The organism is Spongiibacter sp. C9W, from assembly GCF_057370015.1.
The window spans coordinates 2,650,360-2,662,946 of the sequence record NZ_CM170672.1 but is presented as its reverse complement, the minus strand read 5'-3'; the positions used below and the strand labels follow the sequence as shown (position 1 = coordinate 2,662,946).

Below are 12,587 nucleotides of genomic sequence, written 5' to 3'. Positions count from 1 at the left end.
ATAACAGGTTGTGACTTAACCCAGTGGCTGTACTTGCCACTGGCCGTTCTGTTCAATTAATTGGCGATCACACGCTTCGCTAGGCTGCTGCCCCGGCAAACCCGCGACGACCTTTTCGCCCGCGTCTCGCAGCTGCTGTATTGCTTGCCACTGCTCAGCCGAGTCGCTGTGCGCCGCAAAAATTCCCTTCACTTCAGCCGGTGCCGCAACCAATGACAGCAGGGCTTTTAGATCAAGACTAAAACCGATAGCCGAGCGCGCGCGACCAAATACCTTGCCAATATCGTCATAGCGACCACCGGAGGCCAGCGCCTGTCCGTGCTCACTCACTAGCGCCGAAAACACCAAACCGGTGTGATAGTGGAAACCTCGGAGTTCGGCCAAGTCGAAGTAGAAACTGAGGGACGGCATGCGCGTCGTGAGGCGCTGCTGCAACGACTGTAGAGTGTGGATGGCATCAACCGCAGCCGGAATATTGGCGAACAGTTCAAGGCCGCGCTGCAATACATCATCGCCGCCGTGCAGGGCATTCAGGCCACTGAGCTGTTTAGCCGTTTCGCCATCAACCGCCAGCTCATCAATAAAGGTCCCTAATTCGGCAACGGCCTTGCGCTGTAATATGTCGAAATAGCGCTGCTCTTGCTCGTCACTGAGACCAGCGGCATCGACCACCGCCTGATAGACCGCCACGTGACCGATATCTAAGGTCAACTCGCTGAGGCCGGCAACGCGCAGCGTTTCCAGCATCAGACAAATAATTTCCAGGTCACTGGCCTGACTGTTGTCGCCGTATAACTCTGCACCGAGCTGGATCGGCGAGCGCGAAGCCAATGGCTTCTTCGGCCGGGTGTGCAGCACACTGCCCGCATAACAGAGACGCACCGGGCCTTCACGTTTTAAGCTGTGAGCATCAATACGCGCCGCCTGGGGGGTAATGTCTGCGCGCAGCCCCATCAGCCGACCGGTCAGCTGATCGGTGACCCGGAAGGTCATCAGGTCAATGTCGCTGCCCAAGCCAACCAGCAGTGACTCGGTGTATTCCAACATGGGTGGAACGATCAACTCGTAGCCCCAACGCTGGTATAGGTCTAGCAGTTTGCGGCGCAGGCTCTCTACCTGCTGAGCCTGTTCAGGCAGCAGTTCTTCCACTCCATCTGGGAGCAGCCAACGATCAACCAGGGTCATAAATCCACAATCTCTTGAAGTCAGCGCAAGACGCTCAGCATTAGCAGGCCGGTCACCATACTCAGCAGGCCCACCCACCTAACAGAACGGCTGTCTAAATCAGCCATGCGATAGGCCAGCATGCGCCAGCGGTCAGGACTCAGAAAGGGCAAAATGCCTTCAATGATCAGCACTAAGCTGAGGGCCACTGCCAATTCCTGCCACATTGATCCCACCCGCTAAAAACAAAAAATCCGCGCCAGGAAACGTGCTGCTTGCATGTCCCCTGCCCGGATTCGCGGATGATACCACAATCGCCGCCAATGGCGGCATTGGCAGGGCGCTTTCGACGCGCCGCTGCCAACTAGTCACATTACTTTACGCTGCCCTTTCTCAGATAGCGGAAGAATTCGCTGTCACTGTCCAGTACCAGCAGGTCGCCATCACCAGAGAATGACGCTTTGTACGCAGTAAGGCTGCGGACGAAGGCATAAAACTCGGGGTCGGCATTGTAGGCAGACGAGTAAATTTGTGCCGCCTGAGCGTCACCCTCACCGCGAATGACTTCCGCATCGCGGTAGGCGTTGGCTGCAATGATGGTGCGCTCGCGGTCCGCTGTGGCGCGAATTTTCTCGGCCAGCTCGCGCCCTGTTGAGCGCTGCTCGCGTGCCTCGCGCTCGCGCTCTGACTTCATCCGGTCAAATACCGACTGACTTACCTGCGAGGGCAAGTCGATACGCTTCACCCTGACATCGACCAACTCGATCCCGAATTCCGCCATCGTGATCTTGTTCAGCTCAGAGGTCAGATCCGTCATCAGCATGTCGCGCTCACCGGACACCACCTCGTGGAAGGTGCGCTCACCGAATTTATTCCGCAGGCCGGTGTTAATACGCTGAGCCAGCAGGCCCTCGGCGCGAATTTCCTCGCCGTTGGTGGCGGTGTAAAACGTTTCCGTGTCGGCAACACGCCACTTGGCATAGAAGTCTACGTCCAAGGGCTTCTTCTCATTCGTGAGAAAACGCTGAGTTGGCGCGTCCAGGGTTAAGATCCGACGCTCAAATTTGCGCACCACGTGCACAAACGGGGTTTTAACACCTAAACCGACCGCCACATCGGGGTCGACAATCTCACCGAACTTGAGCATTACCGCTCGCTCGGTTTCCTTGACAATAAACAGGGAGTTATAGCCAACGACCAATACCGCCAGCGCTAACAGTAATACCGTAAATTGACGATTTGCCATGATCAACGTCCCTCCCGGCGGCTAAACTGACTGTCCCGGCGCAACTGCTCTACAACCTTGTCGGTCAGCTGGCGAATATCCACCTCTTGGTCTCGCATAGGGCGAGAGGCCGCACGCTGGTTGGCCAGCTTGTCTAAGGGCAGATACATCATATTGTTGCCACCCTCTACGTCGACCATCACCTTGCTTGAATCTGCGTAAAGCGCCTGTAAAGCATCGATGTACAAGCGCTCACGAGTTACCTTTGGTGACTTCTTGTACTCTGCCACCAACTCGCTAAAGCGCTGAGCCTCACCCTCAGCCTTGGCAATGACTTGCTCTTTATATGCCTGAGCTTCTTCGAGTTGACGTTGTGCTGCACCACGCGCCTCAGGGATGATGCCGTTGGCATAGGCCTCGGCCTCGTTCTTGAGTCGCTCACGGTCTTCCTTCGCCCGCGTTACATCGTCAAACGCGTCCTGCACTTGCGACGGCGGCTGAGCGTCTTCGATATTCACTTTCGCCACCTGGATGCCGCTCTGGTAGGCAGTGAGGTAGTTCTGCATACGAGCCTGCGTTTCAATAGCGACCTGCTCACGCCCTTCAGTGATCACCTGATCCATTTTCGAGCTGCCCACCACATGGCGGAGCGCACTTTCCAGCGCGTGTTCCAAGCTCAATTCAGGACGCTTCACTTTCAGCAAAAAGTTAGCGGGATCCGAAACGGTGTACTGCACAGAGACTGAAATATCGACAATATTTTCGTCCTCAGTCAGCATTTGCCCGCGACTCGCGGCCGCACGAACCTTGGTGACGTTAATAATATTCACATCGTCGATAATCGGCGGCGCCCAACGCAAACCCGGCATCACCGTTTGTTGGTAGACACCCAGGCGCAACACCACCGCGCGCTCTTGCTGGTCTACCTGATAAAAACCAAATAGCGCCCACACTGCAACAGCCAACACCGCGAGGGCACCAATGCTGCCCATTCCCAGTTTTACGCCGCCGCCATTTCCACCCTGGCCGCTACTGCCACCACCGAAGAGGCTATTGAGCCGCTCTTGCAACTTTTTCAGCGCCTCGTCTAAGTCCGGCGGCCCTTGATTTTTGCCACCCCAAGGGTCGTTATCGCGACCACCACCCGGTTCATTCCAGGCCATAGTTTTCTCCTGTCCGTATGTCATTGCCCGCTTTCCGAAGAAAGCCAATGGCAGATTAAGACGCCAAGCTGTTGATTAGAGGGGCAGTCTAGCAGATTTACCCTGCCCTGCTAACGCCGTGTAGGCGACATTTCGTCACTGCTTTGCTGGATGTTGAGCGACGCTTCGCTCAGCGACTCAGCGGCTAAAAAACGTTGCCAATCGACCGACGGTAAGCGCAATTTCAGGTGAAAGCGCCCCGCTTCATCGAGCTGCTCAGACTGAATCGCATTGAGTTGATAGAGCCTGGCACGCAAGCGGCCGTCACTGGCATTGAGCACAAGCTCTGGCTCCACGATATCGCCACTGAGAATTTCTGCCAGCGCGTCACCCAACAGCTCCAGTCCTTGCTGGCGCTGCGCCGACAGCCACACCCGTGTCACATCACCGTGCTCGTTTCTTTCGATACGCGGCGTTGTACCCAATAGATCGGTTTTGTTATACACCTCCAGCACAGGAATGCTATCGGCACCAATCTCTTCCAATACATTCTTTACTTGCCGGACATTGTCACTGCGCTCCGGGTCGGCACAGTCGACCACGTGAACCAACAGATCCGCGAGCGTCGCCTCTTCCAGCGTTGCACGAAATGCCTCCACCAGCTTATGCGGCAAGTGGCGGATAAAACCCACCGTATCTGCCAGCACGACCGGCCCCACATCGTCGACTTGAATGCGACGCAGCGTAGGATCCAGGGTGGCGAACAATTGATCAGCGGCGTAGACCGTTGACTCAGTGAGCACATTGAACAAAGTGGACTTGCCCGCATTGGTGTAGCCGACCAGGGATACCGCGGGGATATCGGCGCGCTGCCGCGCACGGCGCGCTTGGTCTCGCTGACGCCGAACCTTCGATAAGCGCGATTGAATGCTTTTGATACGTGCACGCAGTAGGCGACGGTCGGTTTCGAGCTGGGTTTCGCCCGGTCCACGCAGACCGATACCGCCCTTCTGCCGCTCAAGGTGAGTCCAGCCACGAATCAGGCGAGTAGACATGTGCTCGAGCTGAGCGAGTTCGACTTGGAGTTTACCTTCGTGGGTACGGGCTCGCTGGGCGAAAATATCCAGAATCAGACCGGTGCGGTCGAGAACGCGACACTGAAGTTCGCGCTCAATATTTCGCTCTTGGCTTGGCGACAGCGCATGGTTAAACAGTACCAGCTCGCCGTCGTGGTCTTGCAGAGCTTGACGAATTTCCGCGAGCTTTCCCGACCCAACGAAAGATCGGGGGTCGGGATGCTGACGCTGCCCCGTAATGAACGCAACGGGATCACCGCCCGCCGAGGTAACGAGCTGAACAAATTCGTCGGCGTCTTCACGCTCATCCTCACTATTAAGGTTCAGATGAACAAGTATTGCCCGCTCACCTGAGTTGGGTCGTTCAAAAAGCAAGAATGAACCTCAATAATACCGCGCGAATTATTCGCTTTCTTGCTCGTCGTCTTCTGGCGGATGAGCCATCGGCAGGCGAACAACACGAGAGGGCACAACGGTGGAAATCGCGTGCTTGTAGACCATCTGGCTTACCGTATTCTTCAGCAAGACAACAAACTGATCGAAGGACTCAATCTGTCCCTGCAGCTTAATACCATTTACCAGGTAAATGGATACCGGAATCCGTTCCTTGCGAAGAATATTCAGATAAGGGTCTTGTAAGCTATGCCCTTTTGACATGGTAAGCCTCCTTGTCGCCCAACGTGGGCCAAAAAAATCGAGAAAAGATGCAAGTTGTTGACTACTTAGGATAGAACAAGTTCGCGCATCAAAGTAATTAGTTGGCAGTATACCGCAAGTCAATCGCTTATAGCATTGCCGAGCGCCCTTATAACCGTTTTTAATTGCTGGTCTCTGCTCGCATTTGTGTCGAGCCAACACAGCTCCGGCCACGCGCGCAACCAGGTCATTTGACGTTTTGCCAACTGCCGGGTCGCGATCAACGCTTTTTCAAAGGCCGTATCAAGGTCGAAATCACCGCGCAGGTACTGCCAAACCTGCCGATAACCCACCGCGCGCATGGCTGGCAAGTCATCTGTCAGGTCACCGCGCGCCATTAAGGCCCGCACCTCATCGACAAAACCGTGCTCGAACATGTGCTGCAACCTCAGCTCTATACGGCGGTGCAGCTCGAGCCGATCGGACGGTGCGATGGCAAACTGATGACAATGCCAAGGCAGGGCGACCGCCTGCTGGCGCGCGCGCCACTCAGTCATCGTGACCCCGCTGACGCGATAAACCTCCAGAGCTCGACTTAGGCGCTGACTGTGATTGGGGTGAATAAGGGCCGCGCTTTCCGGGTCGATTCTCGCCAATTCGGCGTGCACAGCCGGCCAGCCTCCCTCTTCGGCCATCAGCGCTATCTCGGCGCGCACTGCAGCGTCAGCGGCGGGCATATCGGCGAGCCCTTCGAGCAAGGCCTTGAAGTACAACATGGTTCCCCCAACCAGCAGGGGGATGCGCCCGCTATCCTGTATTCGCTGCATTTCGCGCAACGCATCGCGACGAAACTCCGCCGCCGAATAGGCGTGACTGGGCTCGCAGATATCAATAAGGGCATGGGGGTATCTGGCCAACTCATCGGCACTAGGCTTAGCGCTGCCAATGTCCAAGCCGCGATAAACCAATGCCGAGTCCACACTGATCAACTCACAGGGCAACTCGTCGCACAGCGCCATTGCAAGATCGGTTTTGCCGGAGGCGGTCGGCCCCATCAAACACAGGGCCGGCGGTAAATGATCAACGGCCACGCAGAAACCACTTATCGAGTTCAGCCAATCCCACTTGCACCCAAGTGGGACGCCCATGGTTACACTGGCCACTGCGCTCGGTGGCTTCCATGTCGCGAAGCAGAGCGTTCATTTCCGGGATAGTCAGGCGGCGATTTGCGCGCACCGAGCCGTGACAGGCCATCGTGGAGAGGATCTCATTGATATGGGCGGCAATGCGGTCAGAGCTGCCATATTCCAACAGGTCCGCAATCACATCTCTCACCAGCTGTTCCACCTGACTGTTTGCCAGCATAACCGGCAACTCCCTGACCACCAGGGACTCTGTCGACGCCCGTTCCACCGACAAACCAAGCTCGGAGAAAACCGCCGCGTGCTGTTCTGCGCAGTCGGCCTCGCGCTCACTGACCGCCAGGCTCTGCGGCACCAACAGTGGCTGACTACGCAGACCCTCGCCCTCTCGGGCTGCTTTCATGCGCTCGTAGGTAATGCGCTCATGCGCTGCATGCATGTCCACCAACACCATGCCCTCGGCGTTTTCGGCCAGGATATACACCCCTTTTAACTGAGCCAAGGCGTAGCCCAGGGGCGGAATTTCCGCATCCGAGCTCCCCCCCATCGGCTCTTGCAAGCGCTGGTAGGCCGGTACCTGATCGGCAACCCTGCCCGGCGCGAAGGCATTTTGGCTTTGATAGCCGCCGCTGTGCATTGGCGGGGTCGGCGCGGTTGACGGCGCACCACCCTCCGCTTCGCGCAAGGGCATCGCCGACTGCTGTTGGGGCATATCCCGCAGGGGTTCGGCGGTATTGCCAGGCAGCGCGGCATTTTGTGCCACGGTATCCGGGCGCACATCGGCAAGGGTTTTATGTAAGGTGCGGAAAATAAAGTCGTGAACACTGCGCCCGTCGCGAAAGCGCACTTCGTGCTTGGTGGGGTGCACGTTGACATCGACCAATGCGGGATCGAGCTCCAGGTAGAGCACAAAAGCAGGGTGACGACCGTGAAACAGCACGTCGCGGTATGCCTGGCGCACCGCATGGGCGACAAGGCGATCGCGAATATAGCGACCGTTCACATAGAAATGTTGCAAGTCCGCCTGACTTCGCGAAAATCCCGGCAAGGCGACCCAGCCCCACAGGCGCAAACCGATCGCAGAGCGGTCGATGAACAGCGCATTTTCCATAAACGCCGGGCCACAGACTGCCGCCAAACGGCGCTCTTGTTCCAGCTGACTGGCAGCTGGCTTTAAACTGTGCACGGCCCTGCCGTTATGGCGCAACGAAAAGCCCACGTCAAAGCGCCCCAGCGCCTGCCGCTTCATCACCTCATCCAGGTGCCCGAACTCCGTCTTTTCGGTGCGCAGGAATTTACGCCGTGCGGGCGTGTTGAAAAATAAGTCGCGCACTTCAACGGTGGTACCGCGCGGGTGGGCCACTGGCTCAAGCACCGCGCTCATATCACGCCCTTCCGATCGCGCCGCCCACGCGCTCTCTGCATCTTCGGTGGCACTGCTAAGGCATAGCCGCGACACCGAACTGATACTCGCCAAGGCCTCGCCGCGAAACCCCAAGCTCGCCACAGATTCCAGGTCGCTTAATTCCGCTATTTTACTGGTGGCGTGGCGACTGAGCGCCAACGGCAGATCGTCTTTCGCGATACCGCTACCGTCATCGCGAACGCGGATAAGCTTAACGCCGCCATCTTCAACCTCAAGGTCGATACGGCGCGCACCAGCGTCGAGGCTGTTTTCCACCAATTCTTTTACAACAGAGGCTGGGCGTTCCACCACCTCGCCGGCGGCAATTTGGTTTGCCAGGCGAGGGTCGAGCAATCTGATATGGGTCATTTTGTCGCTGGTATTTGGATTTTTTGACCGACGCGAATACTGCTGCCGGATAAACCGTTGTGACGCTGGAGGTCAGCAACGCTGATGTTGTGACGCGCGCCAATGGCCGACAGTGTGTCGCCGCTGGCAATCACGTATTCTCTCGCCCCGTTAGGCTTGGCGGCATCGCCACGCTTCACCGCAGCAAAGTAAGTATCGGGCGGCGGGCTCTCGCGAAAATAGCGGTCGATACCTTCGAATATCGCTTGCGCCATTTGATTCTGGTAGCGGCTGGTCTTGAGCTTGCGGGCCTCACCGGGGTTTGAAATAAACCCGGTTTCAACGAGCAAGGACGGAATATCGGGGGACTTCAACACCGCGAAACCCGCCTGTTCAACGCGCTTGCTATGCAGCCGGGAAATTTTGCCCATTTCGCCCAATAGTTGCGCGCCAACACTCAGGCTCGCATCAAGGGTCGCAGTCATCGACAAGTCGGTCAGCACACCGGCCAGCACATGATCTTTGTCAGACAAACTGACACCACCCACCAAGTCAGCCTGGTTCTCGCGCTTGGCGAGAATTCGCGCCGACGCGCTGGTAGCCCCGCGCTTGGACAGGGCATACACCGAACTGCCATTGGCGCTGGAATGGGTAAACGCATCGGCGTGAATCGATACAAAGAAATCCGCCTGCGCCTTGCGCGCAAGCTGCCGCCGCTTCGCCAAGCCCACATAGTAGTCGCCGTCGCGAATCATCACGACGCGATAACCGCGCTTGCTTTTAAACTTGGCTTCAAGCTTCTTGGCGATGCGGAAAACCACATCTTTTTCCTGCAGCCTACCTGGCCCAATGGCGCCCGGGTCTTCGCCGCCGTGCCCGGCATCAATGGCAATGACCACATCTCGCTGGGAGCTTTGCTCAACACTTTTGACTACCGTGGGCTCAGTGCCGCGTTGCTGGTCGAGAAAATCGACGACCAAGCGGTCACTTTGGCCGGCGCTGGCGGGCAGCAGAAAACTGCGGACCTGCACACTTTTACTCAGATCGAACACCACCCGCAGCTTGCCATCCGGCTTCTCTGCGTGACGCAAGCGCACGATGGGGCTGTTTTCAAATTCGGGAATGGCGCCGCCCACATTGAACCGCGCTTTAGAGAGGTCAACAACCAGTCGGTCGGGCTTATCGAGGGTAATGACTTCATGACTAACGGGAGCAGACAGATCGAAGACCACTCGACTATGGTCCGGCGCCCGCCAAAAGCGAACGTCGCGCACCTCTGCTGCACTGCTCAGCGTGGCGACCAGCATAGTCCAGAACAGAACAACAATATGGATGGGTTTCATAGCGCTTTTATCTGCGTAACGATGCGACGGCCACGCTCACTGAGAGCTTGCACAACAAGGCGGCGACCGACTCCCTGTTGTTCGATGTTAACCTGTATATCCGGGCTTGGCAAAACACCCGCACCGCGCTCCGGCCACTCAATTAACGCGATGCTGTCGTCGGAAAAATAGTCTCGAAGCCCCATATACTCGAGCTCTTCCGGGTCGCCTAAACGGTATAAATCAAAGTGATAAACCGTGACAGTGGCAAGCTCATAGGGCTCAACCAGTGTATATGTTGGGCTCTTCACGGCCCCGGTGTGTCCATAGGCATATAGGACACCCCGGCAAAAGGTGGTTTTACCCGCACCGAGATCGCCGTCGAGATAAACCACCGTTGCCATTTCCAGGCAGCGACCCAAACGCTCACCCGCGGCAACGGTTTCAGCTTCGTTTGCCAGCTGAATTTCAATGTCCATTCATCACTCCGCGCAATTGCGCCACTAAGTCCATCGCCAGCAAGCCTCGCTCACCGTGTTGTGCCGCTCTATCGGCCGCGCGGCAATGCAACGCCGCCGCAAGCCGGCAAGCAGTAACGGCGTCGAGGTGCTGAGCGAGCAGGGCCGCGATCATACCGCTCAACACATCCCCCATTCCACCGCTGGCCATTCCGGGATTTCCCCCTTCATTCACCCAACAGGTCACGCCGTCGCTAATAACCGTGCCCGCCCCCTTCAACAACACCACCGCCCGATAGCGCTTGGCCAAAGCTTTGCAACTGCTAAACCGGTCTGCTTGCACCTCAGCAACAGAACATTTCAACAGGCGCGCCGCCTCTCCTGGGTGAGGCGTCATGACGAGAATTCTATCTGGCTGCTGGGCGCATTGCTCGTCGAAGCGGGTAGCATCAGCAGCGAGAATATTGAGTGCATCGGCATCAAGCAATAAGGGGGCCTGCGCTTGCAGGCAATCATTGAGCAAGGTCTTGCCCCACACCTGCTGCCCAAGGCCGGGCCCAACAGCGAGCACCGAAGCTCGCCCCAATGCCTCCGCCCATGCCTGTGCATCCGCCCCCGGGTATGCCATGACCTCTGGGCGCTGCGACAACAGCGGCGCCACGTGCTCTGGTCGCGTTACACAAGAGACCAGCCCCGCGCCGCAGCGCGCCGCCGCCGAGGCGGCCAACACCACTGCCCCGGCTGTGCCGTAGTCGCCACCCGCAACCAAGACGTGGCCATACATTCCCTTGTGCGCGGCAACGGGGCGCGCCCCCCACTGGCGCAATTCGGCATCCACATCTGTGCGCCAGGCTGACGGCTCAGTGTGCTCAAATATACGCGTCTCAATGCCGAGTCCATCGAGACGCAACGCGCCGCAATGCTGACTGGCCAGCCCGGTAAACAAGCCCTGCTTCCAGGCGATAAAACTCAGCGTTAGCGACGCCTTGATCGCTAAACCTTCGCGCATCCCGGTATCGCAATTCAGGCCCGAGGGCGCGTCGATTGCCAGCACGGGGCAGCCAGCGGCATTAATCGCCTCGATTGCGAGCCGGTACTGCCCCCGCAGCGGCCCTGAAAATCCAGTACCGAGCAAGGCGTCCACAACCACCGCACCGGCTGTCGGCGACTGCCCGTCCCACAGCTGTACATTCACCCCGGCGTCGCAGGCCAACTCCCTCGCAATATTGGCGTCTCCCCGCGAGGTTTCGCTGAAGGCCCAGCAGCGCACCGCCATCCCCGACTGGGCCGCCAACGCCGCCACGATATAGCCATCGCCACCGTTATTACCGCCACCGCAAAAAATATCGATAGGACTATGCTGAGGCCAGCGCTGCTGCAAACAGGCGAATGCTGCCGCCCCGGCTCGGTGCATCAATTCAAAGCCCGGCGTACCGGCAGCGATCGCTTTTCGATCAAACTCCTGCACCTGCTCCGCTGTGTACAGAGCCAAAGACCCAGCCGCCGCACGCATTGATCGATCCATTTCCCGCTCCCAGGCGTGTAGAATATCCTTCCATGATAGCGCGCATCCATTTTGCAGGCAGCCCATGAGCAAAGTACTCAGCCCAGAGGCCCTGGCCGACCTCGCCACACAGCTAAAACAGTGGGGGAAGGAGCTGGGGTTTGCCCACATCGGCATTGGCCCGGCGGAGCCTTCACACCACGCTGAACGGCTGACGCAGTGGCTTGCAAAGGGCTTTCACGGTGAGATGCACTACATGGCAGAACGGGAGTCCCTGCGCCGCGCCCCTGAATCCCTGCTCCCCGGCACGCTGCGCGTCATCAGTGCACGCATGGATTACCGGCCGGAGGCCAGCGATGCACTGCAAATACTCAAGCGAGCTGACAAGGCCTATATTTCTCGCTACGCGCTGGGCCGCGACTATCACAAGCTGATTCGCAAACGACTGGCACAGCTCGCTGACCGCTTAGGAGGCCAGCAACAGCGGGCCTTCGTCGATAGCGCCCCAGTATTGGAACGCGGCTTCGCCGAGCAGGCCGGCCTGGGGTGGATCGGCAAGAACACAATGCTTATTAATTCGCGGGCAGGTTCGTGGTTCTTTCTGGGAGAAATCTACACAGATCTCGCCCTTCCCATCGACCCGCCGCAGGAAACCGGCCACTGCGGCAGCTGCCAAGCTTGCTTGGACGACTGCCCAACACAGGCCATCGTCGCCCCTTATCAAGTCGATGCCAGACGCTGTATTTCCTACTTAACTATCGAGCTAAAGGGCGCCATTCCAGAGGACTTGCGACCCGCGATGGGCAACCGCGTCTTCGGCTGCGACGACTGCCAATTGGTATGCCCGTGGAATAAATTTTCCCAGCCAACCAGCGAGCCGGACTTCGCCCCTCGCCATCAATTAGATGACCGCGAGCTGCTCGACCTGTTCCTTTGGACCGAAGAGGAATTTCTGAGCCGCACAGCGGGCTCGCCGATACGGCGCATCGGCTACCAACGCTGGCTGCGCAACCTCGCTGTCGGTCTTGGCAATGCACCGTTCAACCCTGACATTGTTGCCGGCCTAAAAAAACAGCGGCCACAGGCAGAGCCCATGGCCGCTGAACATATCGACTGGGCCCTAGCGCGGCAACAACACACCGACACCCTGGCCCACTCACACTAA

At 58.0% G+C, this 12,587-nt stretch carries 12 protein-coding genes; 1 reads left to right on the top strand and 11 read right to left on the bottom strand.

Going from position 1 to position 12,587, the window contains the following annotated elements:
* Nucleotides 1-15: 15 nt before the first annotated feature.
* The 11 genes from AC2Q8J_RS12620 to AC2Q8J_RS12570 all read right to left on the bottom strand — a co-directional run bounded on the left by AC2Q8J_RS12620 (nucleotide 16) and on the right by AC2Q8J_RS12570 (nucleotide 11,443).
* The gene (locus tag AC2Q8J_RS12620; RefSeq protein WP_486451446.1) at nucleotides 16-1,185 is read right to left on the bottom strand and encodes an ATP phosphoribosyltransferase regulatory subunit; all 1,170 of its coding nucleotides are present in this window, start codon (nucleotides 1,183-1,185) and stop codon (nucleotides 16-18) included.
* A 20-nt stretch (nucleotides 1,186-1,205) separates the two neighbouring features.
* On the bottom strand, nucleotides 1,206-1,373 hold the full coding sequence (locus tag AC2Q8J_RS12615) for a DUF2065 domain-containing protein (RefSeq protein ID WP_338061844.1): 168 nt from the start codon (nucleotides 1,371-1,373) through the stop codon (nucleotides 1,206-1,208).
* Nucleotides 1,374-1,537: 164 nt separating this feature from the next.
* Complete coding sequence (hflC, locus tag AC2Q8J_RS12610) at nucleotides 1,538-2,410, bottom strand: protease modulator HflC (RefSeq protein WP_204996182.1); 873 nt, start codon at nucleotides 2,408-2,410, stop codon at nucleotides 1,538-1,540.
* A gap of 2 nt (nucleotides 2,411-2,412) precedes the next feature.
* Nucleotides 2,413-3,552, bottom strand: a complete 1,140-nt coding sequence (gene hflK, locus AC2Q8J_RS12605) for an FtsH protease activity modulator HflK (RefSeq protein ID WP_486451445.1) — start codon at nucleotides 3,550-3,552, stop codon at nucleotides 2,413-2,415.
* Nucleotides 3,553-3,662: 110 nt separating this feature from the next.
* Nucleotides 3,663-4,982 carry a ribosome rescue GTPase HflX gene (hflX, locus tag AC2Q8J_RS12600; protein WP_486451444.1) on the bottom strand — a complete coding sequence of 440 codons (1,320 nt, stop codon included), beginning with the start codon at nucleotides 4,980-4,982 and terminating at the stop codon, nucleotides 3,663-3,665.
* A 27-nt stretch (nucleotides 4,983-5,009) separates the two neighbouring features.
* Nucleotides 5,010-5,264 carry an RNA chaperone Hfq gene (hfq, locus tag AC2Q8J_RS12595; RefSeq protein WP_027874122.1) on the bottom strand — a complete coding sequence of 85 codons (255 nt, stop codon included), beginning with the start codon at nucleotides 5,262-5,264 and terminating at the stop codon, nucleotides 5,010-5,012.
* Nucleotides 5,265-5,383: 119 nt separating this feature from the next.
* Nucleotides 5,384-6,298, bottom strand: a complete 915-nt coding sequence (gene miaA / locus AC2Q8J_RS12590; RefSeq protein WP_239547763.1) for a tRNA (adenosine(37)-N6)-dimethylallyltransferase MiaA — start codon at nucleotides 6,296-6,298, stop codon at nucleotides 5,384-5,386.
* A 25-nt stretch (nucleotides 6,299-6,323) separates the two neighbouring features.
* On the bottom strand, nucleotides 6,324-8,159 hold the full coding sequence (gene mutL / locus AC2Q8J_RS12585) for a DNA mismatch repair endonuclease MutL (RefSeq protein ID WP_204996178.1): 1,836 nt from the start codon (nucleotides 8,157-8,159) through the stop codon (nucleotides 6,324-6,326).
* Nucleotides 8,156-9,481: an N-acetylmuramoyl-L-alanine amidase gene (locus tag AC2Q8J_RS12580; RefSeq protein ID WP_486451443.1), complete on the bottom strand. Its 1,326-nt coding sequence runs from the start codon at nucleotides 9,479-9,481 to the stop codon at nucleotides 8,156-8,158. Before AC2Q8J_RS12580 ends, mutL begins: the two co-directional genes overlap by 4 nt.
* Nucleotides 9,478-9,939, bottom strand: coding sequence for a tRNA (adenosine(37)-N6)-threonylcarbamoyltransferase complex ATPase subunit type 1 TsaE (gene tsaE, locus AC2Q8J_RS12575; RefSeq protein ID WP_486451442.1), 462 nt, complete (start codon nucleotides 9,937-9,939; stop codon nucleotides 9,478-9,480). Before tsaE ends, AC2Q8J_RS12580 begins: the two co-directional genes overlap by 4 nt.
* Nucleotides 9,929-11,443, bottom strand: coding sequence for an NAD(P)H-hydrate dehydratase (locus tag AC2Q8J_RS12570; protein WP_486451441.1), 1,515 nt, complete (start codon nucleotides 11,441-11,443; stop codon nucleotides 9,929-9,931). The genes tsaE and AC2Q8J_RS12570 overlap by 11 nt, the downstream gene beginning before the upstream one ends.
* A 64-nt stretch (nucleotides 11,444-11,507) precedes the next feature.
* On the opposite strand from AC2Q8J_RS12570, the gene queG reads away from it, so the two are divergent.
* Nucleotides 11,508-12,587 (top strand): tRNA epoxyqueuosine(34) reductase QueG, encoded by a 1,080-nt coding sequence (queG, locus tag AC2Q8J_RS12565; protein WP_486451440.1) that lies wholly within the window; start codon nucleotides 11,508-11,510, stop codon nucleotides 12,585-12,587.